26 protein-coding genes are annotated in these 25622 nt (G+C 56.4%); 11 read left to right on the top strand and 15 right to left on the bottom strand.

What is annotated here, in order from left to right; all coding sequences use genetic code 11:
• The first annotated feature begins 17 nt into the window (after window positions 1-17).
• The 4 genes from grxC to cysE all read left to right on the top strand — a co-directional run bounded on the left by grxC (window position 18) and on the right by cysE (window position 2678).
• Window positions 18-272, top strand: coding sequence for a glutaredoxin 3 (gene grxC / locus B3041_RS11630; protein WP_039381226.1), 255 nt, complete (start codon window positions 18-20; stop codon window positions 270-272).
• A gap of 40 nt (window positions 273-312) precedes the next feature.
• Window positions 313-777 (top strand): protein-export chaperone SecB, encoded by a 465-nt coding sequence (secB, locus tag B3041_RS11635; protein WP_039381225.1) that lies wholly within the window; start codon window positions 313-315, stop codon window positions 775-777.
• Window positions 777-1796 (top strand): NAD(P)H-dependent glycerol-3-phosphate dehydrogenase, encoded by a 1020-nt coding sequence (gene gpsA / locus B3041_RS11640; protein WP_292974268.1) that lies wholly within the window; start codon window positions 777-779, stop codon window positions 1794-1796. Before secB ends, gpsA begins: the two co-directional genes overlap by 1 nt.
• Before the next feature lie 66 nt (window positions 1797-1862).
• Window positions 1863-2678 carry a serine O-acetyltransferase gene (gene cysE, locus B3041_RS11645; RefSeq protein WP_065648435.1) on the top strand — a complete coding sequence of 272 codons (816 nt, stop codon included), beginning with the start codon at window positions 1863-1865 and terminating at the stop codon, window positions 2676-2678.
• Here the strand turns inward: cysE and trmL are convergent.
• Genes trmL through cpxR form a run of 3 tightly spaced genes read right to left on the bottom strand, consistent with a single transcriptional unit; the run spans window position 2675 to window position 5259 of the window.
• Entirely contained in the window at window positions 2675-3148 is a 474-nt protein-coding gene (gene trmL / locus B3041_RS11650) for a tRNA (uridine(34)/cytosine(34)/5-carboxymethylaminomethyluridine(34)-2'-O)-methyltransferase TrmL (protein ID WP_065648436.1), read from the bottom strand. The two genes, cysE and trmL, sit on opposite strands and share 4 nt — an antisense overlap.
• Window positions 3149-3184: 36 nt before the next feature.
• Window positions 3185-4561, bottom strand: a complete 1377-nt coding sequence (gene cpxA, locus B3041_RS11655; protein WP_039381221.1) for an envelope stress sensor histidine kinase CpxA — start codon at window positions 4559-4561, stop codon at window positions 3185-3187.
• Entirely contained in the window at window positions 4558-5259 is a 702-nt protein-coding gene (gene cpxR / locus B3041_RS11660; RefSeq protein WP_065648437.1) for an envelope stress response regulator transcription factor CpxR, read from the bottom strand. The genes cpxA and cpxR overlap by 4 nt, the downstream gene beginning before the upstream one ends.
• A gap of 150 nt (window positions 5260-5409) precedes the next feature.
• Here cpxR and cpxP point away from each other — a divergent pair, with 150 nt between their 5' ends.
• From cpxP to B3041_RS11685, 5 genes are all read left to right on the top strand, one after another.
• A complete protein-coding gene (gene cpxP / locus B3041_RS11665) occupies window positions 5410-5922 on the top strand; it encodes a cell-envelope stress modulator CpxP (RefSeq protein ID WP_065648438.1) in 513 nt (170 codons plus the stop codon).
• Window positions 5923-6108: 186 nt separating this feature from the next.
• Window positions 6109-7011, top strand: coding sequence for a CDF family cation-efflux transporter FieF (gene fieF / locus B3041_RS11670; RefSeq protein WP_065648439.1), 903 nt, complete (start codon window positions 6109-6111; stop codon window positions 7009-7011).
• Between the two features lie 206 nt (window positions 7012-7217).
• The gene (gene pfkA / locus B3041_RS11675) at window positions 7218-8180 is read left to right on the top strand and encodes a 6-phosphofructokinase (RefSeq protein WP_039381217.1); all 963 of its coding nucleotides are present in this window, start codon (window positions 7218-7220) and stop codon (window positions 8178-8180) included.
• Between the two features lie 140 nt (window positions 8181-8320).
• On the top strand, window positions 8321-9310 hold the full coding sequence (locus B3041_RS11680; protein ID WP_065648440.1) for a sulfate ABC transporter substrate-binding protein: 990 nt from the start codon (window positions 8321-8323) through the stop codon (window positions 9308-9310).
• Window positions 9311-9439: 129 nt separating this feature from the next.
• Window positions 9440-10198, top strand: a complete 759-nt coding sequence (locus tag B3041_RS11685) for a CDP-diacylglycerol diphosphatase (RefSeq protein ID WP_292974304.1) — start codon at window positions 9440-9442, stop codon at window positions 10196-10198.
• A 55-nt stretch (window positions 10199-10253) separates the two neighbouring features.
• Here B3041_RS11685 and tpiA read toward each other — a convergent pair whose 3' ends face one another.
• The 3 genes from tpiA to fpr all read right to left on the bottom strand — a co-directional run bounded on the left by tpiA (window position 10254) and on the right by fpr (window position 12581).
• Window positions 10254-11021 (bottom strand): triose-phosphate isomerase, encoded by a 768-nt coding sequence (gene tpiA, locus B3041_RS11690; RefSeq protein WP_065648441.1) that lies wholly within the window; start codon window positions 11019-11021, stop codon window positions 10254-10256.
• A gap of 121 nt (window positions 11022-11142) precedes the next feature.
• A complete protein-coding gene (locus B3041_RS11695) occupies window positions 11143-11730 on the bottom strand; it encodes a YiiQ family protein (protein WP_065648442.1) in 588 nt (195 codons plus the stop codon).
• A gap of 104 nt (window positions 11731-11834) precedes the next feature.
• Window positions 11835-12581: a ferredoxin--NADP(+) reductase gene (gene fpr, locus B3041_RS11700; protein ID WP_292974276.1), complete on the bottom strand. Its 747-nt coding sequence runs from the start codon at window positions 12579-12581 to the stop codon at window positions 11835-11837.
• A 286-nt stretch (window positions 12582-12867) separates the two neighbouring features.
• On the opposite strand from fpr, the gene emrD reads away from it, so the two are divergent.
• Complete coding sequence (emrD, locus tag B3041_RS11705; protein WP_065648444.1) at window positions 12868-14064, top strand: multidrug efflux MFS transporter EmrD; 1197 nt, start codon at window positions 12868-12870, stop codon at window positions 14062-14064.
• Here emrD and glpX read toward each other — a convergent pair.
• The 3 genes from glpX to B3041_RS11720 form a co-directional block, all read right to left on the bottom strand.
• Window positions 14054-15064 carry a class II fructose-bisphosphatase gene (gene glpX / locus B3041_RS11710; RefSeq protein WP_065648445.1) on the bottom strand — a complete coding sequence of 337 codons (1011 nt, stop codon included), beginning with the start codon at window positions 15062-15064 and terminating at the stop codon, window positions 14054-14056. The genes emrD and glpX overlap by 11 nt on opposite strands.
• 97 nt (window positions 15065-15161) lie before the next feature.
• Window positions 15162-16673 carry a glycerol kinase GlpK gene (gene glpK, locus B3041_RS11715; RefSeq protein ID WP_065648446.1) on the bottom strand — a complete coding sequence of 504 codons (1512 nt, stop codon included), beginning with the start codon at window positions 16671-16673 and terminating at the stop codon, window positions 15162-15164.
• A gap of 29 nt (window positions 16674-16702) precedes the next feature.
• Window positions 16703-17551, bottom strand: a complete 849-nt coding sequence (locus tag B3041_RS11720; protein ID WP_039381201.1) for an MIP/aquaporin family protein — start codon at window positions 17549-17551, stop codon at window positions 16703-16705.
• 407 nt (window positions 17552-17958) lie between these two features.
• Here B3041_RS11720 and zapB point away from each other — a divergent pair, with 407 nt between their 5' ends.
• Window positions 17959-18198 (top strand): cell division protein ZapB, encoded by a 240-nt coding sequence (gene zapB / locus B3041_RS11725; protein WP_065648447.1) that lies wholly within the window; start codon window positions 17959-17961, stop codon window positions 18196-18198.
• A 51-nt stretch (window positions 18199-18249) separates the two neighbouring features.
• Here the strand turns inward: zapB and rraA are convergent, their stop codons facing one another.
• The 6 genes from rraA to priA all read right to left on the bottom strand — a co-directional run bounded on the left by rraA (window position 18250) and on the right by priA (window position 25469).
• A complete protein-coding gene (gene rraA, locus B3041_RS11730) occupies window positions 18250-18735 on the bottom strand; it encodes a ribonuclease E activity regulator RraA (RefSeq protein ID WP_292974280.1) in 486 nt (161 codons plus the stop codon).
• Window positions 18736-18891: 156 nt separating this feature from the next.
• Window positions 18892-20226, bottom strand: coding sequence for an HslU--HslV peptidase ATPase subunit (gene hslU, locus B3041_RS11735; RefSeq protein WP_065648449.1), 1335 nt, complete (start codon window positions 20224-20226; stop codon window positions 18892-18894).
• 11 nt (window positions 20227-20237) lie between these two features.
• Window positions 20238-20768 carry an ATP-dependent protease subunit HslV gene (gene hslV / locus B3041_RS11740; protein ID WP_071668633.1) on the bottom strand — a complete coding sequence of 177 codons (531 nt, stop codon included), beginning with the start codon at window positions 20766-20768 and terminating at the stop codon, window positions 20238-20240.
• A 175-nt stretch (window positions 20769-20943) separates the two neighbouring features.
• Window positions 20944-21864, bottom strand: a complete 921-nt coding sequence (ftsN, locus tag B3041_RS11745; protein WP_292974284.1) for a cell division protein FtsN — start codon at window positions 21862-21864, stop codon at window positions 20944-20946.
• A gap of 210 nt (window positions 21865-22074) precedes the next feature.
• Window positions 22075-23106 carry a DNA-binding transcriptional regulator CytR gene (cytR, locus tag B3041_RS11750; RefSeq protein ID WP_065648451.1) on the bottom strand — a complete coding sequence of 344 codons (1032 nt, stop codon included), beginning with the start codon at window positions 23104-23106 and terminating at the stop codon, window positions 22075-22077.
• Between the two features lie 164 nt (window positions 23107-23270).
• A complete protein-coding gene (gene priA, locus B3041_RS11755; protein ID WP_065648452.1) occupies window positions 23271-25469 on the bottom strand; it encodes a primosomal protein N' in 2199 nt (732 codons plus the stop codon).
• Window positions 25470-25622: the final 153 nt, after the last annotated feature.

The raw sequence follows: 25622 nt of genomic DNA on the forward strand, positions 1-25622 counted from the left end.
CATCTGAGGTATCCCGCATGGCGAATGTTGAGATTTACACCAAAGTAACCTGCCCGTATTGCCATCGTGCAAAGGCGCTACTGGATCAGAAAGGCGTTTCTTATCAGGAGATCCCTATTGATGGGGACGCAATGAAACGTGAAGAGATGATCAGACGCAGCGGTCGCACCACGGTGCCGCAGGTTTTCATCGACGCTCAGCACATCGGTGGCTGTGACGATCTCTATGCGCTGGACGGGCGTCAGGGACTCGATCCTCTGCTTCAGGCTTAACTCTTCTGCACTGATAATCATCACTTAAGGACTTAGTAACATGTCAGAACAAAGCACCAACGAAATGCAGTTCCAGATCCAGCGCGTTTATACCAAAGATGTCTCTTTTGAAGCGCCAAACGCGCCTCAGGTTTTTCAGAAAGAGTGGGAGCCGGAAGTTAAACTGGATCTGGATACCGCCTCTTCTCAGCTGGCTGATGAAGTGTATGAAGTGGTGCTGCGCGTGACGGTAACCGCAACCGTAGGCGAAGAGACCGCTTTCCTGTGCGAAGTCCAGCAGGCGGGTATCTTCACCATCAGCGGTATTGATGGCACGCAGATGGCACACTGCCTTGGCGCATACTGCCCGAACATTCTGTTCCCTTACGCACGTGAGTGTGTGACCAGTCTGGTTTCGCGCGGTACGTTCCCGCAGCTGAATCTGGCACCGGTTAACTTTGATGCGCTGTTCATGAACTATCTGCAGCAGCAAGGTGAAGGCGAAGCGCCACGTCAGGATGCCTGATGACAACACATAACGCGTCTATCAGCGTACTCGGTGCCGGCTCGTACGGCACCGCTCTCGCTATCACGTTAGCTCGCAACGGGCATCCGGTTCTGCTCTGGGGCCATAATCCGCAAAGCGTTGCCCGCTTACAGGCTGACCGCTGTAATACCGCTTTCCTGCCCGATGTTCCTTTTCCTGATAATCTGATTGCTGAAGCCGATCTTGCACAGGTCGTTCGCGCGAGCCGCGATCTGCTGGTGGTGGTGCCGAGCCATGTTTTTGGCGACGTGCTGCAGCAGATTAAACCTTACCTGCGTACAGATTCCCGCCTTGTCTGGGCCACCAAAGGCCTGGAAAAAGAGACCGGCCGTCTGCTGCAGGAGGTTGCGCGGGAGATCCTGGGCGATGCTATTCCGCTGGCGGTGATTTCCGGCCCGACCTTTGCTAAAGAGCTGGCTGCCGGTTTACCCACCGCTATCGCACTGGCGGCCACCAATGCAGAGTTTGCTGACGATCTGCAGCAGAAGCTGCACTGCGGCAAAAGCTTCCGCGTGTATAACAATCCTGATTTTACCGGTGTTCAGCTGGGCGGGGCCGTTAAAAACGTTATCGCTATCGGCGCCGGCATCTCAGACGGTATTGGCTTTGGTGCTAACGCGCGTACCGCACTGATTACCCGCGGCCTGGCCGAGATGAGCCGTCTGGGCGCGGCACTGGGTGCCGATCCGGTGACGTTTATGGGCATGGCAGGACTGGGCGATCTGGTACTGACCTGCACAGATAACCAGTCGCGCAACCGTCGTTTTGGCATGATGCTGGGTCAGGGCGAGAGCGTTGAAGAGGCGCAACGCATTATCGGACAAGTTGTAGAAGGCTACAGAAATACCAAAGAAGTCAAAGCGTTGGCGGCGCGAATGGGCGTCGAAATGCCGATAACCGAGCAGATTTATCAGGTACTGTATTGCGAAAAAACGGCGCGAGAGGCAGCATTGAGCTTACTGGGTCGTACAAGGAAGGACGAAAACAGCCCAGGCTAGAGCAGGATGCTCAGCACATCAACCTGTAGCGCCTCTGCGGCGCTTTTTTATCGGGAGTAAACAGCAATGTCGTCTGAAGAGTTAGAACTGGTCTGGAACCATATCAAAGCAGAAGCCAGAGCGCTGGCGGATTGCGAACCGATGCTGGCCAGCTTTTATCACGCGACGTTGCTGAAGCATGAAAATCTCGGCAGTGCGCTCAGCTACATGCTGGCAAATAAGCTGGCGAATCCTATTATGCCTGCCATCGCCGTGCGTGAAATTGTCGAAGAAGCTTATCGTCAGGATCCGGAAATGATTGTTTCAGCGGCCTATGACATTCAGGCTGTACGCCAGCGCGATCCGGCAGTAGACAAATACTCCACGCCGCTGCTCTACCTGAAAGGTTTCCATGCGCTACAGGCCTATCGCATTGGCCACTGGCTGTGGAAAGAGGGCCGCCGCGCGCTGGCCGTCTATCTGCAAAACGAAATCTCCGTATCATTCGCCGTTGATATTCACCCGGCGGCCCATATCGGACGCGGGATCATGCTGGATCACGCCACGGGTATTGTGATCGGCGAAACCGCGGTAGTGGAAAATGACGTCTCTATCCTGCAATCCGTGACGCTGGGCGGGACCGGCAAAACCAGTGGCGATCGTCATCCTAAAATTCGCGAAGGCGTCATGATTGGTGCCGGCGCCAAAATTCTCGGCAACATAGACGTAGGCCGCGGCGCAAAAATTGGCGCCGGCTCTGTTGTACTGCAGCCTGTTCCTCCGCACACCACCGCTGCCGGCGTACCGGCGCGCATTGTGGGCAAGCCCGCCAGCGACAAACCCTCAATGGATATGGATCAGCACTTCACCGGCGCCGGTTTTGAATATGGCGACGGGATTTAATCTTTGATCAGCGCGCCGGCGAAATCGAGCTGGCGCCACGCTTCATACACCACTACCGATACGGCATTCGACAGATTCATGCTGCGGCTTTCGGCGCGCATCGGGATACGTATTTTCTGTCCGGCGGGCAGGGCGTCCAGGATCTCAGCGGGCAGACCCCGGCTTTCCGGGCCAAACAGCAGGTAGTCTCCGGCCTGATAGCTGACCGCACTGTGTGCCGGTGTACCTTTCGTGGTCAGCGCAAACAGGCGTTGCGGCGCTTCAGATGCGAGGAAAGCGCTGTAGCTGGCGTGTTTTTTCAGCGCGGTATATTCGTGGTAATCAAGCCCGGCGCGGCGCAGTCGTTTATCATCCCACGCAAAGCCAAGCGGCTCGATCAGATGCAGCTGAAAGCCGGTGTTAGCGCACAGGCGGATAATGTTACCGGTGTTGGGTGGTATTTCAGGTTCGAATAAAACAATGTTCAGCATAAGGCCCCCCGCAATCAGGGGCCGAAGCATAACAAATTACTGCCGGGCAGAGTATAGCGGGAGCCAGAGCGTCAGACGCAGGCCGCCCAGAGGGCTGTTATCTGCTTTGACCCAGCCGCGATGCTGCTGTACGGCCGTCTCCACAATCGCCAGCCCAAGCCCGGTGCCGCCAGACTCGCGATCGCGCGCTTCATCCGTACGATAGAACGGGCGGAAAATCTGCTCGCGATCTTCTTCGCTCACGCCCGGACCGTCATCATCCACGTGAACGGTAATGCCCTGAATATCCACCGAGAAGCTCACGCTGATGTGCGAATCAGAATAGCGCAGCGCATTGCGTACGATATTTTCCAGGGCGCTCTCCAGCGCATGCGGGTTGCCGTACAGCGGCCACGGACCAGGCGGATAAGGCACTTCCATGGTTTTACCCATCTGTTCTGCTTCAAAGCGCGCATCCTCCAGCACGCCGTTCCACAGCTGATTTGCTTTCATCGCCTCGCTGACCAGGGCATTTTTATGCTGGGTGCGTGACAGCACCAGCAGATCGTTGATCATGCCATCCAGCCGCTGCGCTTCTGTCTCAATGCGCTGCAGCTCTTTGCCTTCACCATGGCGACGACGCAGCAGAGCGGTAGCCAGCTGCAGTCGCGTCAGTGGGGTGCGCAGTTCATGGCTGATGTCAGATAGCAGGCGCTGCTGCGCGGTCATCATGCGTTCAAGCGCGCTGACCATCTGGTTAAAACTGGAACCGGCCGCCAGAAACTCCTGCGGACCCGACTCCAGTTCAGGATGCTGGCGCAGGTTGCCGCTGGCCACTTCATCCGCCGCGTATTTCAGCTTGCGCGCCGGTCGTGCCAGGCTCCATGCCAGCCAGAGCAGCAGCGGAGAGCTAATCAGCATCGTGACAATCAGCAGCAGTAGCGGCCGGTCAAATAACAGGTTGATAAAATCGAGCTGGGAGCTGGTGGCCGGTCGGATCAGATAGAGCTGATAGTTATCTTCACCGTCGCGCACGGCAAAGGGGCCCACCATCTCAACGCGGCCATATTTTTTCTTCTGCGGGTGATCGGCGTTATCTGACTGGCCGATAAAGTTACGGATCACCTGCATTTCGTTGTGCTGTGCGCCAATCACCCGGCCCTCACTGGTTACCAGCAACAGGCGCTGGCCCGGTGGTGCCCATTTGTCGATAGCGCGAAACAGCCGGCGCCACCACATCAGGTCATTAGGGGGATCCTGAGAGAGTTCCGCTTCAACATGCTGTTCAATCATGGTGCCCTGCCGTTGTTCGCTTTCCATCAGGGCGGTCATCTGACGCGAATCGAGCTTGGGCACCATCAGGACCAGCATCAACACCAGCGCCAGCGTAAGCCAGAAGATGGCGAAGATGCGGGTCGTCAGACTGCCTATCATGATGCAGAAACCATCAGATAGCCGCGTCCGCGCAGCGTTTTGAACCATGGATGGCCATCACGACGCTCAGGAAGTTTGCGGCGCAGGTTGGAGATATGCATATCGATGGCACGGTCAAAGGGCGTCAGGCGTTTACCAAGCACCTCCTGACTGAGATGTTCCCGCGATACCACCTGGCCGAGATGCTGCGCCAGCAGGTAAAGCAACGTGAACTCAGTGCCGGTGAGATCGAGCGTTTCGTTATCAAAGCTCGCCTCCTGGCGGCCTGGGTTCAGGCGCAGGCAGTCGACTTCAAGCGTCGGCGAACTGGTATCGTGCTGCTGTTGCTGCTGCTCGCTCCAGTTTGAACGACGCAGGATCGCACGAATACGCGCCACCAGCTCGCGGTCATTGAAAGGTTTAGGCAGGTAATCATCCGCCCCCAATTCCAGTCCCAGAACGCGATCCAGTTCGCTGCCACGAGCCGTCAGCATGATGACCGGCGTCTGATGCTGCTGACGCAGCTCTTTTAACGTATCGATACCGTTTTTCTTCGGCATCATGACATCCAGCAGCAACAGGTCAACGGAGCTGTCCAGCAGGGTAAGAGCCTGCTCTCCATCGCTGGCTACAATGACGTCAAACCCTTCCATTTCGAGTAATTCTTTAAGCAGCGAAGTTAATTCGCGGTCGTCATCTACCAACAGGATTTTATTCATTTTTTATTGCCCTCCGCAGGCAAAATACCGTGTTCCCACACTGGCAATCCAACGCTTTACGTAGTTTTACACCCCCTGACGGTTGTTTGCAGCTGCCGCCGTAAACTGGGTCTCGTTGAATCGCAAAACAGAGCAAACCGGGAGTAAACGATGCGCAACTTAACCGTCATCGTCATTGCTTCAGCGATGGTTCTTAGTCACGCCAGCGCAGTTGCAGCAGAGACGACAGCGATTGAAGAGATGCATCAAAACGGCGGCTTGACGACAGGCAGTATGACGCAAAATCCGCAAAGTCACATGTTCGATGGAATTGAGCTTACCGAACAGCAACGGCAGCAAATGCGGGACCTGATGCAGCAAGCACGCCATGAGCGCCCGGTGTTAAGCGTTCAGGATATTGAAACTATGCATGACCTTGTCACTGCAGACAAATTTAATGAATCGGCGATCCGCCAGCTGGCTGAAAAACAGGCCCGCGCGCAGGTTGACCTGCAGGTTGAGATGGCCCGGGTTCGTAATCAGATGTATCACCTGCTGACGCCTGTGCAGCAGGCGGCATTAAAAAAGAATCATGAACGACGGCTGAATGATGTTCGTCGGTTCTCAGGATTGCAGCCATCGTCATCGCTGCAAGCAGTGAGCAGCACCCGTAGTAACCAGTAACATAGTATCCCTGTTTTCCTTGCCATAGACACCATCCCTGTCTTCCCCCGCCATGATGGCGGGGTTTTTTTTGCCCGCGGTATGGCGTGCCGGGAAATGCCGCATCGCAGACGCAGCCTGGCCGGACTGATGATAAACTTGTTTTCAGTTACGACTGGAACACGCATCTGTCTGATAGGGCGAAACATGGATTCTGAGTACGCAACACTGGTCCGGCGTGCTGCGCTGGCCGCGACCTCACTGGCGCTCCTGCTGCTGCTGGTCAAGATTTTCGCCTGGTGGTACACCGGCTCAGTCAGCGTGCTGGCGGCGCTGGTGGATTCGCTGGTAGACATTGCCGCCTCGCTGACTAATCTGCTGGTGGTGCGTTATGCACTGCAGCCTGCTGACGATGATCATACATTCGGGCATGGCAAAGCGGAGTCACTGGCAGCGCTGGCGCAGAGCATGTTTATCTCCGGCTCCGCACTCTTTCTTTTTCTGACCGGTATCCAGCATCTGGCAAAGCCGGAAACGCTGCGCGCGCCGCTGGTCGGCGTCGTCGTAACCCTTGTTGCCCTTTTTTCCACGCTGGCGCTGGTGGCGTTTCAGCGCTGGGTTGTCCGGCGCACCCGCAGTCAGGCGATTCGCGCCGATATGCTGCACTATCAGTCCGATATCGTTATGAACGGCGCAATCCTGATCGCGCTCGGTCTGAGCAGCTACGGTTTTGCGCGTGCTGATGCGTTATTTGCGCTGGGGATCGGCGTCTATATCCTCTATAACGCGCTGCGTATGGGATATGAAGCCGTACAGTCGTTGCTGGATCGCGCGCTGCCCGAGCAGGAAAAGCAGCAAATTATTGCGCTGGTGACAGAGTGGCCTGGCGTGCACGGTGCGCATGCATTGCGTACAAGGCAGTCAGGGCCGACGCGGTTTATTCAGCTGCATCTGGAAATGGAAGATGCGCTGCCGCTGGTTCAGGCGCATCACGTTGCTGATGAGATTGAACAGGCACTGCGCCGCAAATTTCCGGGTTCCGACATCATTATTCACCAGGATCCCTGCTCGGTCGTCCCGGAACATCAGCAGGGCTTCTTCCGATTTTAGTTTTTTAGTTCAGGCGCTTATATGTTAAAAATGACAAAGCGCTAACAACTCTTTAAAAAATTAGCGAAAACTTGTCTGACCTGAATCAATTCAGCATTGAGCCTTTGATATACTATCTGCAACTATTAAGCCCCACGTTCGGGAGCAGGCATGACCCGGTCGATCGGCGGGAATAATCCTTAGTTTTGAACAATCCAGAGGTTGTCATGATCAAAAAAATCGGAGTACTGACCAGCGGCGGCGACGCCCCGGGCATGAACGCAGCCATTCGCGGAGTTGTCCGTTCCGCCCTGAGTGAAGGCCTGGAAGTTTTTGGTATCTATGACGGCTATCTGGGTCTGTATGAAGATCGCATGATTAATCTCGACCGCTACAGTGTTTCTGACATGATTAACCGCGGCGGCACTTTTCTCGGCTCTGCGCGTTTTCCGGAGTTCCGCAATGAAGAGGTGCGCCAGGCAGCGATCGAAAACATGAAAAAGCGGGGTATCGATGCGCTGGTGGTCATTGGCGGTGATGGCTCCTATATGGGTGCCAAACGACTGACTGAGATGGGTTTCCCCTGCATCGGTCTGCCAGGCACCATCGACAACGACGTCGCCGGCACTGACTACACCATCGGCTATTTCACCGCGCTGGAAACCGTTGTGGAAGCGATTGACCGTCTGCGCGACACCTCCTCGTCGCATCAGCGTATCTCAATTGTGGAAGTGATGGGCCGCTACTGTGGCGATCTGACGCTGGCAGCGGCCATTGCCGGCGGCTGTGAGTTTATTGTGCTGCCGGAAATTCCCTATACCCGTGAAGAGCTGGTTGAAGAGATCAAAGCGGGCATTGCAAAAGGGAAAAAACACGCCATCGTGGCGATTACCGAGCACATCTGCGATATCGACGATCTGGCCCGTTTTATTGAAGAAGAGACAAAGCGTGAAACCCGCGCCACCGTTCTGGGACATATTCAGCGTGGCGGCGCGCCCTGCGCCTACGACCGCATTCTGGCGTCACGCATGGGGGCTTACTCAATTGAGCTGCTGCTGCAGGGCTATGGCGGCCGCTGCGTCGGTATTCAGAATGAGAAGATGGTGCACCACGATATTATCGATGCCATTGAGAACATGAAGCGTCCGTTCAAGCGTGACTGGCTCGATACAGCGAAAAAGCTCTACTAACCTGTGCACAGGCGCGACCCCGTTCGCGCCTTTTCGCTGTTTCTATATTCTCGCAAGTTATAACTGCTTATTTTTAATTCTTTAATCCACTGTTCGCTTTGTGTCACTCTTGCGGCATAACCTACGCGGGAGAGCAGGCAATGAATAAGTGGAGTATTGGCATCACCTTGTTACTGGCATCGTCTGGTGCGCTGGCAAAGGATTATCAGCTGTTAAACGTCTCATACGATCCTACCCGCGAACTCTACGAACAATATAACAAAGCCTTCAGCGCCCACTATAAGCAGGAGACCGGCGACAACGTGGTGATCCGTCAGTCGCACGGCGGCTCAGGCAAGCAGGCGACCTCCGTCATCAACGGTATTCGTGCCGATGTGGTTACGCTGGCGCTGCAGTCTGATGTGGATGCGATTGCTGAGCGCGGCCGTATCGACAAAAACTGGATCAAACGCCTGCCGGAAAACTCTGCGCCCTATACCTCCACCATTGTGTTTCTGGTACGCAAAGGCAATCCCAAAAATATTCACGACTGGTCAGATCTGACTAAGCCTGGCGTATCGGTGATCACGCCAAACCCGAAAACTTCCGGTGGCGCGCGCTGGAACTATCTGGCGGCATGGGGCTGGGCGCTGGATCAGAATCAGGGCGATCAGGCTAAAGCACTCGCCTATGTAAAAGCGTTATTTAAAAACGTTGAGGTGCAGGATTCCGGCGCGCGTGGCGCAACCAATACGTTCGTTGAACGCGGAATTGGTGACGTGCTGATTGCCTGGGAAAACGAAGCGTATCTGGCAGTCGAAAAACTGGGTAAAGATAAGTTTGAAATCGTGACGCCAGCCGAATCCATTCTCGCAGAGCCTACGGTTTCCGTAGTGGATAAAGTGGTCGACGCGCAGGGTACACGCAGCGTGGCAGAAGCCTACCTGAAATATCTCTATTCTCCGGAAGGCCAGACTATCGCGGCGCAGAACTTCTATCGTCCGCGTGATGCAGAGGTCGCGAAGAAGTTTGCCAGCACCTTTGCACCGGTAAAACTCTTCACCGTGGATGAGAAGTTTGGCGGCTGGAGTAAAGCGCAGAAAGATCACTTTGCCGACGGTGGCAGCTACGATCAGGTCATGAAACCGTAAACGCAGTATTATTGCGCCAACACGGTCAGCCATGTGCTGGCCGTTTTACATTATGGTGTCGGGAAAAGCCGTGACAACGCACATTGTTCACGGCAGGATGCGCGGAAATGCATGGCTGAGACAATAATGATGCGGGGACGAAACCGGCTACTGAAGTGGCTTACGCTATGCCTGATGCTGTTGATTGCCGGATTGCTGGTAACTGCATACCGGCTGCATAAAAACGCCGATGCGCTCTGGCAGATTGTCAGTGAACAGTGCGTGCCGGGTATGCGTCACCAGGGTAATCCGGCACCCTGTCAGCAGGTTAATCTGACCCAGGGCTATGTCACGCTCAAAGATATTCACGGTCCGCTGCAATATCTGCTGATCCCGACAACCAAGATTGCCGGTATGGAAAGCCCCGCTCTTCTGCAGCCCGCCACGCCCGATTTTTTTGCTGCCGCCTGGCAGCAGCGCAGCCTGCTGGCGCAGCGATGGGGCAGACCTGTAAACGATCGGGCACTGTCGCTGGCGGTCAATGCACAGTATGGCCGTACGCAGAATCAGCTGCATATTCATATTTCGTGCCTGCAACCCGACGTGCGTCAGCAGCTTGACGATGAGGCTCTGCGCCTCGGTGAGCGCTGGCAGCACATCACGCTGCGCCAGCATCACTATCTGGTCCGTACGCTCTCTGCCGCACAGCTGGCGCAGCAGAGCACGTTTATGCGTCTGGCCAGCGAGGTGCCGGGGGCGCGCGGCGAAATGGGTCGCTACGGTATGGCGCTGGCTGCGCTGCCGGACGGAAGGCTGGTGCTGCTGGCGCTGCAGCGTAACTGGCTGCGTCTGAATCCGGGGGCGGCAGAGATGCTGCAGGATCACACCTGCCGGCTGCTCTCTCCCTGAGTCAGCGGCGATAAAAAAGGCGACCCGCGGGTCGCCTTATACAAAACAGACAGACTTATGCCTGTTTTGCCTGTGCCGCCGCTTTCACGATTACGGCGAAGGCGTCTGCTTTCAGCGACGCGCCGCCAACCAGCGCTCCGTCAATATCGGGCTGGGTAAAGAGTTCAGCAGCATTTTTGTCGTTTACTGAGCCGCCATACTGAATAATGACCTGCTCTGCGACAGCGGCATCTTTCTTCGCAATATGGTCACGAATAAATTTGTGCACCGCCTGTGCCTGCGCTGGTGTGGCAGACTTGCCGGTACCGATAGCCCAGACCGGCTCATAGGCGATGACTGCGCCTTCAAACGCCGCTGCGCCCTGAGTTTCCAGCACGGCATCCAGCTGACGTGCGCACACTTCTTCTGTTTTGCCTGCTTCATTTTCCGCTTCGGTTTCACCAATGCAGAGTACCGGCACCAGGCCTGCCTCTTTCAGCACCGCAAACTTCTTCGCAATAAATTCGTCGCTCTCTTTGTGGTAAGTACGACGTTCAGAGTGACCGATAATGATGTACTTCGCGCCAATATCTTTCAGCATCTCTGCGGAGGTTTCACCGGTGAATGCACCTGAAAGGTTAACATCGACGTTCTGCGCACCCAGCGCAATGTGGCTACCGGAGATCGCATGTTTTGCCTGATCCAGATAAATTGCCGGTGGGGCAATCGCTACACCACAGCCATCCACGCCCGAGAGCGCGGTACGCAGACCTTCAATCAGCTCGCCAGTCATCTGCTTGCTGCCATTCAGTTTCCAGTTACCCATAACCAGTGGATGTCGCATTCGTTCCTCCGCATTACGCGATTCATGAAATAGCGCTGCCGTCATGGCAGCGATGTCTGCCAGACAGTATAGAGATCAAAAAGGGCGCTGGCTTTGCTTTTCGTCATTTCCGCCTGTGATATCAGGGAGCAGGCAGCGTGAGCTTAATCGGCTCCACGGCAAACGTCAGGCCTTTGTCGCCATTGTCAGCCACCACAAAACGCAGCGCACCCTCTGTGCGGCTAAAATAGCGCGCGCCTTTACCGGCGCTCAGTAATGCGTCCAGCTTCTGGCGTCCCTCTTCGGGTGAGAGTCCCGGCACGAAATAGCGCAGCAGTGCGCGCATATAATTTATCGCCTGCTGCTGAGCCAGCTTCATTTCCGGACCCGGCACCGGCAGCCAGGTGATCTGCAGCGTTTTAATCTTTCCGGTACCCTGTTCCAGCGCGGTGGAAGAGTAGAGGGTTTCGCTGATTTTGCTGGCTGCGCGCGTCAGGTGACTTTTATCATCGCGATTATCTATTGCACGGTATTCCGGCAGCGGCAGTGCGGGATTAGCTGCGTTATAGCTTTCACGAAACTGCGCGATCGTCATATCAAACGCAGGCGCGCCTGTCAGCAGATAAGGTGCCACCGGCAGATGCGCACTGCGATCGGGTGGCGTCTCGTCTGCCCAGGCAGGAGATGACAGCGCGCAGCTAAGCAGCAGCGCGGCTGGCAGTGTCTTCATTGCATCGGCCCTGAATCATTCACTTAGGGCACGATTAAAACGGTTTTTACCGCTGAAAGTCAAAACCCGCGCGGTGAAAAGCGTGGCGGGATGTTACGGCAACCTTACCAGTAGTGTTCGCTGGTCATGTGGCCCGGTTTGCGTTTGAAATGTTTGCGCATGCCGCGACTCTCTTTCAGCAACTGCTGGGTATCGCGCACCATCTGCGGATTACCACACAGCATAACGTGGCTGCTTTCTGCGTCGAGCGGCAGCCCCACGGCACGCTCCAGCTCACCGCTTTCAATCAGCTGCGGCACCCGGCCCTGTAGTGACCCCGGGCTGCTTTCACGGCTGACCACGGTCTGAATATGCAGCTTATCTGCATAACGCTGCTGCAGCGACTGCATCAGCGGCCAAAAGCTGAGATCGCTGGCATAGCGCGCAGCGTGAACCAGTACAATATGGTCAAAACGCGCCAGGTCTTCACCCTGCTGTAAAATCGACAGGTAAGGCCCGATGGCGGTGCCGGTCGCCAGCATCCACAGGGTACGACAGTCAGGGATCTCATCCAGGGTAAAAAAGCCGGACGCCTCTTTGGTCAGCATCACTTGCTCGCCCGGCTGCAGTGCCTGCAGACGCGGGCTGAGTTTACCTTCCGGTACAGTGACCAGATAAAACTCCAGCAGCGGATCGTCGGGGGCGTTGACGTAGGAGTAAGCGCGCTGCACGCGCTCGCCCTCAATTTCCAGCGCCAGTTTGGCAAACTGCCCGGCGGTAAACCGATCGATAGGGGCAGTAACGCGCAGGCTGAACAGCGCGTCGGTCCAGTTTTTTACCTCTTTTACTTCTGCATTAATCCACTCGGCCATAGGTGCTCCTGTTGAATTCTCCCGGTTATCGCTATCTTTACCAGCCTGCTCCGTGCTTGTCAGCCCGGCTGCGGCGAAAGCGCTCTTTGCGACAAAACCGCCGCACAGATCACTACCTGTAGCAGCCTGTTTACAGTCTGGTACAGGAGGTTGACGGCTGGCAACCCGCCTTCCTGCGGCTCAGCTCTCGATTTGCCCGGTAATCCTGATATTTTTGCCGCCATTACTGCCGGCAAACCTTGTGTGCTGCCGGCGCACTCTTTTTTTCAGGCTGATACCGTGTTCCATGCAGATCGATAAAACTCAAAACCGTTTTCTGTTATTCATGCTGATTGTGCTGGTGGCCGTAGGTCAGATGGCACAAACCATTTATGTGCCTGCTATGGCCGTGATGGCGGAAGCGCTGAACGTGCGCAGCGGCGCAATGCAGCAGGTCATGGCTGCTTATCTGATTACCTATGGCGGATCGCAGCTGATCTATGGCCCGCTCTCTGACAGCGTAGGACGTCGCCCGGTGATCCTCACCGGTATGACGATCTTTGCCTGCGGCGCGCTGATCGCGCTGTTTGCCTCATCGCTGCAGATGCTGGTGCTGGGCAGCGCTATCCAGGGACTCGGCACCGGCGTTGCCGGCGTTATGGCGCGCACGATGCCGCGCGATCTGTATGCCGGAACCGCGCTGCGGCGGGCTAACAGCCTGCTGAACATGGGCATTCTGGTGAGTCCGCTGCTGGCACCGGTGATAGGGGCGCTGCTGACCCGGCTGATTGGCTGGCACGCCTGCTTCGCCTTTTTGCTGCTGCTGTGCCTGGGCGTCACGGCATCCATGGCCCGCTGGCTGCCGGAAACCCGGCCGAATGATGCCCCGGCTACGCCTTTTCTGCGCCGCTACGCCACGCTGCTCAGCGACGGCAATTTTATCCGCTATTTGCTGCTGCTGGTGGGTGCACTGGCGGGCATTGCCGTCTTTGAAGCGAGCTGCGGTGTGCTGATGGGGGGCGTACTGGGACTGGATGGCCTGACCGTCAGCATTCTGTTTATTCTGCCGATCCCGGCCGCCTTTTTTGGTGCCTGGTTTGCGGGGCGGGAAGAGACATCCTGGCATACGCTGATGTGGTATGGAGTCAACAGCTGCCTGCTGGCTGGCCTGCTGATGTGGATCCCGTCGTGGTTTGGTGTAATGAATATCTGGACGCTGCTGGTGCCCGCAGCGCTGTTTTTCTTCGGGGCCGGCATGCTGTTCCCACTGGCGACATCGGGTGCCATGGAGCCTTACGCGTGGCTGGCGGGCAGTGCAGGGGCGCTGATTGGCGGCCTGCAGAACCTGGGCTCGGGCGTGGTTGCGTGGCTCTCTGCGCTGCTGCCACAGCACGATCAGTCTAGTCTGGGCCTGCTGATGTTTGTCACGTCGCTGGTGATGCTGCTGTGCTGGTGGCCGCTCTCACGTCATCCCGAGAGCGGCAAGCAGACGGTTACAGGATAAACGGGTGCAGCGCCGTATCCTTGCGGTCCAGATAGTGGATCGACTGGATGCGGCGAATGGTACGCGACTTGCCGCGTACCAGCAGCGTCTCGCTGGTGGCGATATTGCCGTTACAGGTGATGCCCTTCAGCAGATCGCCGCTGGTGATGCCGGTGGCGGCGAAAATCACGTTGTCGTTTCGTGCCATCTCATTCAGCGTTAACACACAGCCTGCAGCGATCCCCATTTCTGCGCAGCGCCGCAGCTCCTGTTCACCCAGCCGGCGATTCTCTTCGCTCTCGCCTTTAACCTCATGACGCGCCAGCAGACGTGCCTGCATGTCACCATCCATTGCGCGGATCACGGCTGCTGAGACCACGCCTTCAGGCGCACCGCCGATGCCATACAGCACATCCACTTCACTGTCAGGCATACAGGTCAGGATCGACGCCGCTACATCGCCATCGGGAAAAGCAAACACGCGCACGCCCAGCGTCTGCAGCTGCGCAATAACGGTGTCATGCCGCGGCTTCGCCAGGATCGATACCGTTAGCTGAGTCAGCGGCTTACCGAGCGCAATAGCGATGTTTTTAAGGTTGGTCTCCAGCGGCAGGTTAAGGTCGATAGCGCCACGCGCCCCTGGCCCGACAATCAGTTTTTCCATGTACATATCAGGTGCGTGCAGAAAGCTGCCTTTGTCGCCAACTGCCAGCACCGCCAGCGCGTTGGCCTGACCCAGAGCGGTCATGCGTGTGCCTTCAATCGGATCAACCGCGATGTCCACGGCATCGCCCTGGCCGGTGCCGACCTGTTCACCGATATAGAGCATAGGCGCTTCATCAATTTCGCCTTCACCAATGACAATGCGGCCATCGATGTTGATGGTATTGAGCATAATGCGCATGGCATTAACGGCTGCGCCGTCGGCCGCATTTTTATCACCACGTCCTAACCAGCGATAGCCAGCCAGCGCTGCCGCCTCAGTGACGCGGGAAAATTCAATTGCGAGTTCTCGTTTCATGGTCTGCACCTGACAGAAAAACAGGCGGGCAGTGTAGCACAGCGGGAAAAGCGGGAGAGGGAGAAACCCGCGGCATGAACCGCGGGCAGGGGGCTATTTATGCTTCATCTTCCCAGGCTTTGGCACGCGCGACCGCTTTCTGCCAGCCCGCGTAACGCAGGTTGCGTTCAGTGGTTTCGATGCCAGGACGGAATTCGCGTTCCACAACGGCTTTGGCACGCACCTCGTCCAGATCGTTCCAGAAGCCAACCGCCAGGCCTGCCAGATAGGCCGCACCCAGCGCCGTGACTTCACGCACTTCCGGGCGTTCAACGCGCGTGCCGAGGATGTCGGACTGGAACTGCATCAGGAAGTTGTTCGCGACAGCGCCGCCATCCACGCGCAGCGACTGCAGGCGGGTACCGGCGTCGTTCTGCATCGCTTCCAGCACGTCACGCGTCTGATAGGCGATCGACTCCAGCGTAGCGCGGATAATGTGGTTGGCATTGGCACCGCGGGTCAGGCCGAAGATGGCACCACGGGCATACGGATCCCAGTACGGGGCGCCCAGCCCGGTAAACGCCGGCACCATATAGACGCCGTTCGTGTCTTTAACTTTCAGCGCAAAATATTCTGAATCGGTAGAGTCGTTGATCAGCTTCATTTCGTCGCGCAGCCACTGAATCGAGGCGCCGCCGATAAATACGGCACCTTCCAGCGCATAGTTCACTTCGCCGCGCGGGCCACAGGCGATAGTGGTCAGCAGGCCGTGGGTAGAGGTGACCGCTTCAGTACCGGTATTCATCAGCATAAAGCAGCCGGTACCGTAGGTATTTTTCGCCATGCCCGGCTGTACGCAGAGCTGACCATAGAGGGCCGCCTGCTGGTCACCGGCAATGCCGGCAATCGGAATACGCGTGCCGCCTTTACCGCCGATATTGGTCTGACCGTAAATCTCAGAGGAGCCCTTAACTTCCGGCAGCATTTCGCGCGGAATGTCGAGGATCTCCAGCATGCGTGCATCCCACTCCAGCTTGTGGATGTTATACATCATGGTACGCGAGGCGTTGGTATGGTCAGTGACATGCACACGGCCCTGCGTCATCTTCCAGATAAGCCAGGTATCTACCGTGCCGAACAGCAGCTCGCCGCGTTTTGCACGCTCGCGTGCGCCTTCCACGTGATCGAGGATCCATTTTACTTTGGTGCCGGAGAAGTAAGGGTTAATAACCAGACCTGTGGTGTGCTGGATATACTCTTCCAGCCCCTCTTTCTTCAGCTTGTTACAGTAGTCAGCGGTACGTGGATCCTGCCAGACAATGGCATTGTAGATAGGTTTGCCGGTCTCTTTATCCCAGACAATGGCGGTTTCACGCTGGTTAGTGATACCGATAGCGGCGATCTGATCGGAGTTAATGTCAGCGTGTGCCAGCACTTCCACCAGCGTTGAGCTCTGTGAAGCCCAGATATCCATCGGGTCATGCTCAACCCAGCCCGCTTTCGGATAGATCTGCGTAAACTCACGCTGTGAAACAGCAACGATGTTGGCGTCATGGTCGAGTACGACGGCACGGGAGCTGGTGGTACCCTGATCGAGCGCGACGATATATTTTTTATCTGGCGTAGTCATAATAATGTCCTGATGATTAAGAGTGAAACTTACGCTTTACGCTGTTCAGCGCGCGCTACAGGTTTTTCTGTTTTGCTGGTTTCTGCGATGTTTACCGGCAGGTGGCGACCAATCAGCGCACGATAGCTAAAGGCACCCAGACATGCACCCACCAGCGGACCAAACACAGGCACCAGGAAGTAAGGAATATCTTTGCCGCCGGTGAAGGCTACGTCACCCCAGCCAGCGATAAAGGCAAACAGTTTCGGTCCAAAGTCACGTGCCGGGTTGAGCGCAAAGCCGGTCAGGGGACCCATTGAACCACCGATAATAGCAACCAGCAGGCCAATCAGCAGCGGCGCCAGCGGGCCACGCGGTACGCCATTGCCATCGTCAGTCAGCGCCATGATAACCGCCATCAGTACGGCTGTGATCACCATCTCTACCAGAAACGCCTGACCGACCGTGATGTGCGGATTAGGATAAGTAGAGAAGATACCCGCCAGGTCGAGGCTCTGCACGCTGCCACGCACCATTTGATGGCTCGCTTCATAATCGAAAAACAAATTGTAATAAAGGCCGTATACCAGTGCAGCGGCACAGAAGGCGCCGGCAACCTGCGCCAGAATGTAAGGTAAAACTTTACGCCCTTCAAAATTAGCAAACAGGCAGAGCGCCACGGTGACCGCCGGATTGAGATGCGCGCCGGAAACGCCCGCACTCAGATACACCGCCATCGAAACGGCCAGACCCCAGATGATACAGATTTCCCACTGACCGAATGCCGCACCAGCAAGCTTGAGCGCAGCCACACAGCCTGCGCCAAAAAAGATAATCAAACCGGTGCCGAGAAACTCGGCGATACATTGACCTTTGAGTGTGTTCGTTGTCTGACTCATAATGGAATTCCTGAAGCGAGGTTAAATGTTATCAGTTTTTGTTCTCAATCCCTGAGTCGCCCAGCGCTAATGTAGGGTTGATGTGAATTTATCGTTAACGAACATAAACGAGAAATAGCGAAATTGAATTCTGTGTACTGCGTCATAAAAATGCGCGTTTTCGCGTCTTTTACCTTTCTTTAAGGCTAATTAACCCGTCAGTTAACGCGCTTAACCCAGCCAGGCAGACCGCGGGTCTATTTTTTAAGCATTACCTGAAAAGTGTTACAGACTGACCGCCAGGATCCCGTGCCGCTGGACTTGCCGGGTTTGGCTACATACAATCGGGTCAACATGGCTGCGTGCGTCTTTATTCAGGCACCTGCAGCTTCATCAACGCCTTGCGAGTTTTAGGAGAGGTCAGAACGATGTCATTTGAAGTATTTGAGAAACTGGAAGCGAAAGTACAGCAGGCGATTGATACCATCACGCTGCTGCAAATGGAAATTGAAGAGCTGAAAGAGCAGAACAGTACGCTGAAAAACGAAGTAAGCCAGGCTTCCGGCAACCAGGACGCGCTGGCGCGTGAAAATCAGCATCTGAAAGAAGAGCAGCATGTCTGGCAGGAACGTCTGCGGGCACTGCTGGGAAAAATGGAAGAGGTTTAAGCACCTGCGCTTAAACCTGCGGGTGCTCAGGCACCCGTTTTTGTTTGCGGTTTACTCAATATCCAGCGCATCTTCTGACAGAATAATGCCCGTATTGTCCGCGTAGAGATGATCGCCGGAGAAAAAGGTTACGCCGCCGAAGTTGACGCGTACGTCACTTTCACCAATGCCTTCACCTGCAGCACCCGCGGGGATGGCGGCAATTGCCTGAATGCCAACTTCCAGCTCCTCCAGTTCATCAACCTGCCGTACCGAGCCGTAAATCACCAGGCCTTCCCACTCGTTTTGCGCCGCGAGCCGGGCCAGCTGAGCATCCACCAGTGCACGACGTACCGAACCGCCGCCATCGACCAGTAGCACCCGTCCGCGCCCGTTCTCTTCCAGCAGATCGTAAAGCAGGCCATTGTCTTCAAAACATTTGACTGTGGTTATCTGCCCACCAAATGAGGTGCGTCCACCGAAGTTGGAAAAAAGTGGTTCAACCACATTCACTTCTTCATGGTAGATGTCACAGAGTTCAGATGTATCGTATTTCATAAGGATGCCGTCTGTTTGCCACAGGAAAGGTAAGTATATCGCTATCTGAAGATTGTTGGCAAAATCATCACCGGGAAAAAGCAGCGCCGCATCAATATCCTGCGCAAAAAAATGCCCGGCGCAATGGCCGGGCAGCGGGGGATGGTCAGAATGGTGTTACAGGATGAAGCGGCTGAGATCTTCGTCTGCGACCAGCACATCCAGATGCTTGCCGACATACTCTGCGTCGATGGTAATCGACTCACCGTGGCGATCGCTGGCGTCATAGGAGATATCTTCCATCAAACGCTCCAGCACGGTATGCAGACGGCGTGCACCGATATTTTCAGTGGTTTCGTTAACCTGCCAGGCTGCTTCAGCAATCCGGCGGATACCGTCTTCGGTAAAGTCCACGTTGACGCCTTCGGTACCCATCAGCGCTTTATACTGCACGGTGACGGACGCGTTAGGTTCAGTAAGGATACGCTCGAAGTCGTTCACGGTCAGCGCCTGCAGTTCAACGCGAATCGGCAGACGACCCTGCAGCTCCGGGATCAGATCGGACGGGCTGGCCACCTGGAATGCGCCGGAAGCGATAAACAGGATATGGTCGGTTTTAACCATGCCGTGCTTGGTAGAGACGGTGCAGCCCTCTACCAGCGGCAGCAGATCGCGCTGCACACCTTCACGTGATACGTCCGGGCCAGAAGACTGACCGCCGCGCTTACAGATTTTATCGATCTCATCGATAAACACGATACCGTGCTGCTCTACCGCATCAATCGCATCCTGCTTCAGCTCTTCCGGATTAACCAGCTTTGCCGCTTCTTCTTCAATCAGCAGCTTCATGGCATCTTTGATTTTCAGCTTGCGCGGCTTCTGTTTCTGACCGCCCAGGTTCTGGAACATGGACTGCAGCTGGCTGGTCATCTCTTCCATGCCCGGCGGTGCCATGATCTCTACGCCAGCCGGTGCAGCAGCCAGATCGATCTCAATCTCTTTATCATCCAGCTGGCCTTCACGCAGTTTTTTGCGGAAAGACTGGCGCGCGGCTGATGGCTCAGCATTCTGCTCTGGCTGACCCCAGTTATTTTTAGCTGGCGGGATCAGTGCGTCAAGAATGCGCTCCTCTGCCATCTCTTCAGCGCGATACTTATTTTTTTCAATCGCCTGACTGCGCACCATTTTAATGGCAGAATCAGTCAGATCGCGGATGATGGAGTCCACTTCTTTACCAACATAGCCGACTTCAGTAAATTTTGTCGCTTCAACCTTGATAAACGGCGCGTTGGCCAGCTTCGCCAGGCGACGCGCAATTTCGGTTTTACCGACACCGGTCGGGCCGATCATCAGAATATTTTTCGGGGTGACTTCATGACGCAGCTCTTCGTCAAGCTGCATGCGGCGCCAGCGATTACGCAGCGCAATGGCAACCGCTTTTTTAGCGCCGTCCTGGCCGATGATAAAGCGATTAAGCTCGCTGACAATCTCGCGTGGAGTCATCTCAGACATGGTTTTGGTCCTTACGCCTTAGACGGTAATTCTTCGTAGTTGATATTATGGTTGGTGTAGATACAGATATCGCCGGCGATGTTCAGCGCTTTCTCAACAATATCGTGTGCACCAATGTCGGTATTTTCCAGCAGCGCACGGGCCGCTGCCTGGGCGTAGGGGCCGCCGGAGCCAATAGCGATTAAATCGTTTTCCGGCTGAATAACATCGCCGTTACCGCTGATGATCAGCGAAGAGTTCTCATCCGCTACAGCCAGCAACGCTTCAAGACGGCGCAGCATGCGATCGGTGCGCCAGTCTTTTGCCAGCTCAACTGCGGCTTTAACCAGATGGCCCTGATGCATTTCCAGCTTACGCTCAAACAGTTCAAACAGGGTAAAGGCGTCGGCAGTGCCGCCCGCAAAGCCCGCAATCACTTTATCGTTGTAAAGACGACGCACTTTTTTGACGTTGCCTTTCATTACGGTGTTGCCGAGCGTTGCCTGGCCATCACCACCAATAACGACCCGGCCGTTGCGTCGTACACTTACTATTGTTGTCACGGGCAGACCCCTTGTTGCAGTTGAAAAAAGACACCACGCACCCGGCGCGGCGTATCATGCAAACAGATATGGGGTGGGTTAAGAAGGTTTCAACCCCTCAGGAAGATGGGGTTTATCTTAATTCGGCTGCGCCTGCTCCCGGTGGCATCAGACGCCGGGAGCAGGGCTGGTACTATCAGGGCAGGGCTAGCGGAATGCAGCTGCCGTGACCGGCGCTGTGCAGCCGCTTCACGGTACTGTCAGCTTTACTGCGATCTTTAAACGGACCAATCACCACACGATTCCAGCCGCCGCCGGTGGTGATACGGCTTTCAAAACCTTCGAAAGCGAGACCGGCGCGCACCGACTCCGCCTGATCGCTGCCTTTAAAGGAGCCACACTGCACCATCCAGCGTTGTGAAGAGGCTTTCTCTTCCGGCTTCACTTTGGTGGCTTCTGGTTTTGCCTGCTGTACCGGTGCCGGTCGGTCAGCCTGCTGCTGTTGCTGACGCTGCTGAGCCTGCAACTGCTGCTGACGCTGCTGCTGTAACTGTTGCTGACGTTGCTGTTGTTGCTGCTGCCGCTGCTGTACCTGCTGCTGCTGTGCCTGCATCTGCTGCTGACGTTGCTGCTGCTGCACCTGCTGACGCTGTAATGTCTGCTGCCGCTGGGCTGGCGTCTGCTCATTCCACGGCACCTCGTTCAGCTGAGTAGGCTGCTGACGCATATCCGCCTGCATCTGCTCCAGCAGCTGACGCTGTTCATCAGTCAGCTGCGTCTGCGACTGCACTTCACCGCCAGCAGAAGGCTCAGTCGGTGAGGGAACCGTGATCTGCCGGTTTTCCAGCTCCTTGATGTATTTCCAGCGCTCTTCCGGCTTGGGCGGCAGGCCGTTACCATTGACTTTGTGATTCGGAATAACCGGCGTCTCTTCTTTTTTATGGTGCGCGATGAACCATAAGCCACCGGCAAAAGCGACCAGTACTGCCGCAGCGAGTACCACCATCACTTTCGATATACCCGAGCCGCCTTTGCTTTTTTTGCTGCTGCGGCCGGCGGGTTTTTTGCGACGCGTCCCTGTTGAACGCCCGCGGCCTACATAATCTCTTTGTGCCACTTTCGTCCTGATACCTTCAAAATGCCTGCGGGCGTAGGCCCTGAACAGTGTGAGTTGCAACCAGCCTGGCTGCAGCTTGAAAAATGACGGGTGTAAATGAGGTGTAAACCGCCCGGCAATGAATGCGCCATGTTACTCAAGGGTGCGAACTTTGACCAGCAGACTCTGTCTTCAGAATCTGCTGAAAATGCGCAGTGCGGCACGCATCACCTAACGCTTTTTAGCCGGTGCCGTACTGCCGCGCACGCGCAGTTCTGCATCCAGCAGGCGCGAACCATTATTTACCCGCTTGCCCTGCAGCTCATCCAGCAGCAGCAGCATTGCTTCACGGCCAATGTCAAAGCGGGGCTGCGCCACGGTAGTCAGAGGGGGTTCGTAATAGCGCGCCAGCTCAATATCATCAAAGCCGACGACGGAGAGATCCTGCGGAATGCGCATACCCAGTTTGCGCGCCTGATTCATGGCGCCCAGCGCCATCAGATCGCTGTGGCAGAATATCGCTTCCGGTGGCTGCGGCAGACTCATCAGCTGCTTCAGGGCGCGTGCACCGGCTTCGAAAGAGAAATCGCCACGCACGATAAACGTGGGTTCAACGGGGAGGCTGCTGCGGCGCAGCGCCTGAATATAACCCTGCAGACGATACTGGCTGAGCGGAACTGCTTCCGGCCCGGTAACACAGGCGATACGACGATGTCCGAGCTGCAGCAAATGGTTGACCGCTTCAAACGCAGCGGTCAGGTTGTCAATGTGCACGGTAGGCAGCGCCATCTCCGGCGCAAACTCATTGCCCATGACCATGGGTGGCAGGCTGCGCAGTGCCTCGGGATCGGCGTCAAACGGCAGCTGTGAGCCCAGCAGCACCATGCCATCAATCTGTCGCGTCAGCATCAGATTAAGAAAGGTTTTTTCCTGATGATCCTGATGCGCGCAGTCGCCAATCAGCACCAGATACCCCTGCTGCGCGGCAGTGACCTCTATGCCCCGGATAATTTCACTGAAAAAGGGATCGCAGATATCGGGCACAATCACCAGGATAGTCCGGGTTTCATTGCGTCTGGCATTGCGCGCCAGGCCATGCGCTGCGTAGCCTGTCGCAACGACCGCCTGCTCCACTTTTTGCCGGGTGGCAGCAGACACTTTCTCCGGATTCATCAGCGCCCGGGAAACGGTCGCCGTCGAGACGCCTGCGTGCTCAGCCACATCTTTCATCGTGGCAGCAGATGAAGTTTGCTTCGGGTCCAACGTATTACTCCTGGCATGATACAGCGTACAGTTTGCCTGCAAGGGCCGGTCCTGGCCGGATTGCTCTATTGATAACGCATTGGCGGACAGGGTTGTTACTTAATTTGCATAAAAACTGTGACTTGTTCGACTTTTTTCGATCTGGCTCGCAGATGCAGGCGCTGTCAACTCTCAACAGGATCGATATCCAGCGTCCATTTCACTTTGCGTGCAGCGGGTAATGTGCTCAGCAGCGGCAGCGAGCTGCCCAATAATTGCTGCAGCCGTTTGCGTGACGGATGCTGCAGCAGCAGCTGCCAGCGCCAGCGGCCGCTGCGCTTGGGTGCCAGCGCCGGTACCGGGCCCATCAGCCAGGTCGCTTCATCTTTCAGCGGGCTCGCCTCCAGCAGATTACGCAGCTGCACGAGAAAAGCGGCAGCCTGCTGATTATCCATATCTTCGGCACGAAACAGCGCGTGGCTGGTCCAGGGCGGCAGCTGCACTGACTGGCGTTCCAGCAGCGTCTGGTCAGCAAACGCAAAGTAGCCGCGATGCAGCAGCGTCTGCAGCAGCGGATGTTCCGGATGGTGCGTCTGCAGCAGCACTTCGCCCTGTTTACCGGCGCGTCCGGCACGACCCGCAACCTGGGTATAGAGCTGCGCGAAACGCTCTGCCGCACGAAAATCAGCAGAGAAGAGCGCGCCGTCAACGTCCAGCAGCGACACCAGGGTAACATCAGGGAAGTGATGGCCTTTTGCCAGCATCTGTGTGCCCACCAGTATTCGCGCACCGCCGCGATGCACATCCGCCAGATGCTGCTCCAGCGCACCTTTCCGGCTGGTGGTATCGCGATCGATGCGCGAGATTGGCACATCCGGAAACAGCGTGCCCAGCTGCTGCTCCAGCTGCTCTGTTCCTACGCCAACCGGCATCAGATGGGTTGATCCGCAGCCGGGGCACTGCAGCGGCAGCGGGCGCTGACTGTCGCAATGATGGCAGCGCAGCTGACGGTGATGCTGATGCAGCGTGTAGTAACTGTCACACCGCTGGCACTCCGCCAGCCAGCCGCAGTCGTGGCACATCAGCGCCGGTGAAAAGCCGCGCCGGTTGAGAAACAGCAGCACCTGATTGTCTGCCTGCAGATGCTGACGCATTTTACTGAGCAGCGCCGGTGCCAGACCGCCTTTAAGCGGTTGTCCTTTAAGATCGATCAACTGCTGCAACGCCGGTTTTGCATTACCGGCGCGTTGGGTGAGGTTGAGCTGCCGGTATTTGCCGACGCGCACGTTATGCAGCGTCTCCAGCGCGGGAGTGGCCGAACCCATCACAATCGGGATGTTCTCTTCATGCGCGCGAAACACCGCCAGATCGCGTGCCTGATAACGCCAGCCCTCCTGCTGTTTATAGGAGCTGTCGTGCTCTTCATCGATAATGATTACGCCGGGCCGCGCCAGTGGGGTGAACAGCGCGGAGCGTGTACCAATGATAATCGCACTTTCGCCGCGCCGGGCGCGCAGCCAGACCGCCAGCCGTTCGCTGTCATTCAGCGCAGAGTGCAGGACATCAATCGGGGCATCAAAGCGTTCACGGAAGCGTGCGATGGTTTGCGGCGTCAGGCCAATCTCCGGCACCAGCACCAGCGCCTGCATACCGCGCGACAGAATGTTTTCCAGAATAGTGAGATAAACCTCGGTCTTACCGGAGCCGGTGATCCCGGCCAGCAGCCACGGAACGTAGCGATCGTCTTCTGCGCGGATCGCACCAACGGCCATGGCCTGATCGGTATTAAGCCGCAGACGCTCGCCTTTAATGGCAAAATGCGTCCGCCAGTCTGCAGTCGGTGGCGCATGTTCGCGCAGCTCGCATAGCCCTTTGGCTCTGAGCGCCTGCAGTGCGGCGTCATTAAAACTCTGTTCGCTCACCTGATGGCGATAGAGTGGTCGCTGACGCAGGGCGGCCAGCGCCTGCTGCTGCTTTGGTGCGCGCTTCAGACTTTCAGCAGCCACTTCACGCCCGGCCTCCGTTATCACCCACTGCCACAGCGGCGCTTCCTGCGCCGGTTTACCCTGGCGGAGCAGAACCGGCAGCGCATGACTCAGCACTTCCCCGACGGGTGAATGGTAGTAACCTGCCGCCCAGTTCAGAATGCGCCATAGCGCGGGCGAAAACAGGCTGCTGTCATCCAGCACCGCGTCTATCGGTTTCAGCTGTTTCAGCGGCAAATCGCTGCTTTCGGCCACGCCGGTCACAATGCCAGTCAGCTTACGATTGCCAAAGGGCACGCTGACGCGACTGCCGGTTGCCGGCTGCGAAGCGTCAGCAGGAAGCAGATAATCAAACAGGCGCGGTAGCGGGACGGGCAGGGCAACCTTTACGACGGACATCGCGATCTCTATCCAGTTCTGTAATCAGGGACGGTAGTGTACACGCTGGGGCCGCAGGCGTGTATGGCTGAGCAATGTTTGCCTTGGGCGGTTAAATTCTGTATACTATGCCGCCTTTGGTGAGATGGCTCGCCAGAGATACATATAATGTTC

The sequence above is a fragment of the Pantoea sp. UBA4549 genome (assembly GCF_002387285.1).
In the GTDB taxonomy this organism is placed as follows: Bacteria; Pseudomonadota; Gammaproteobacteria; order Enterobacterales; family Enterobacteriaceae; genus Pantoea; species Pantoea borealis.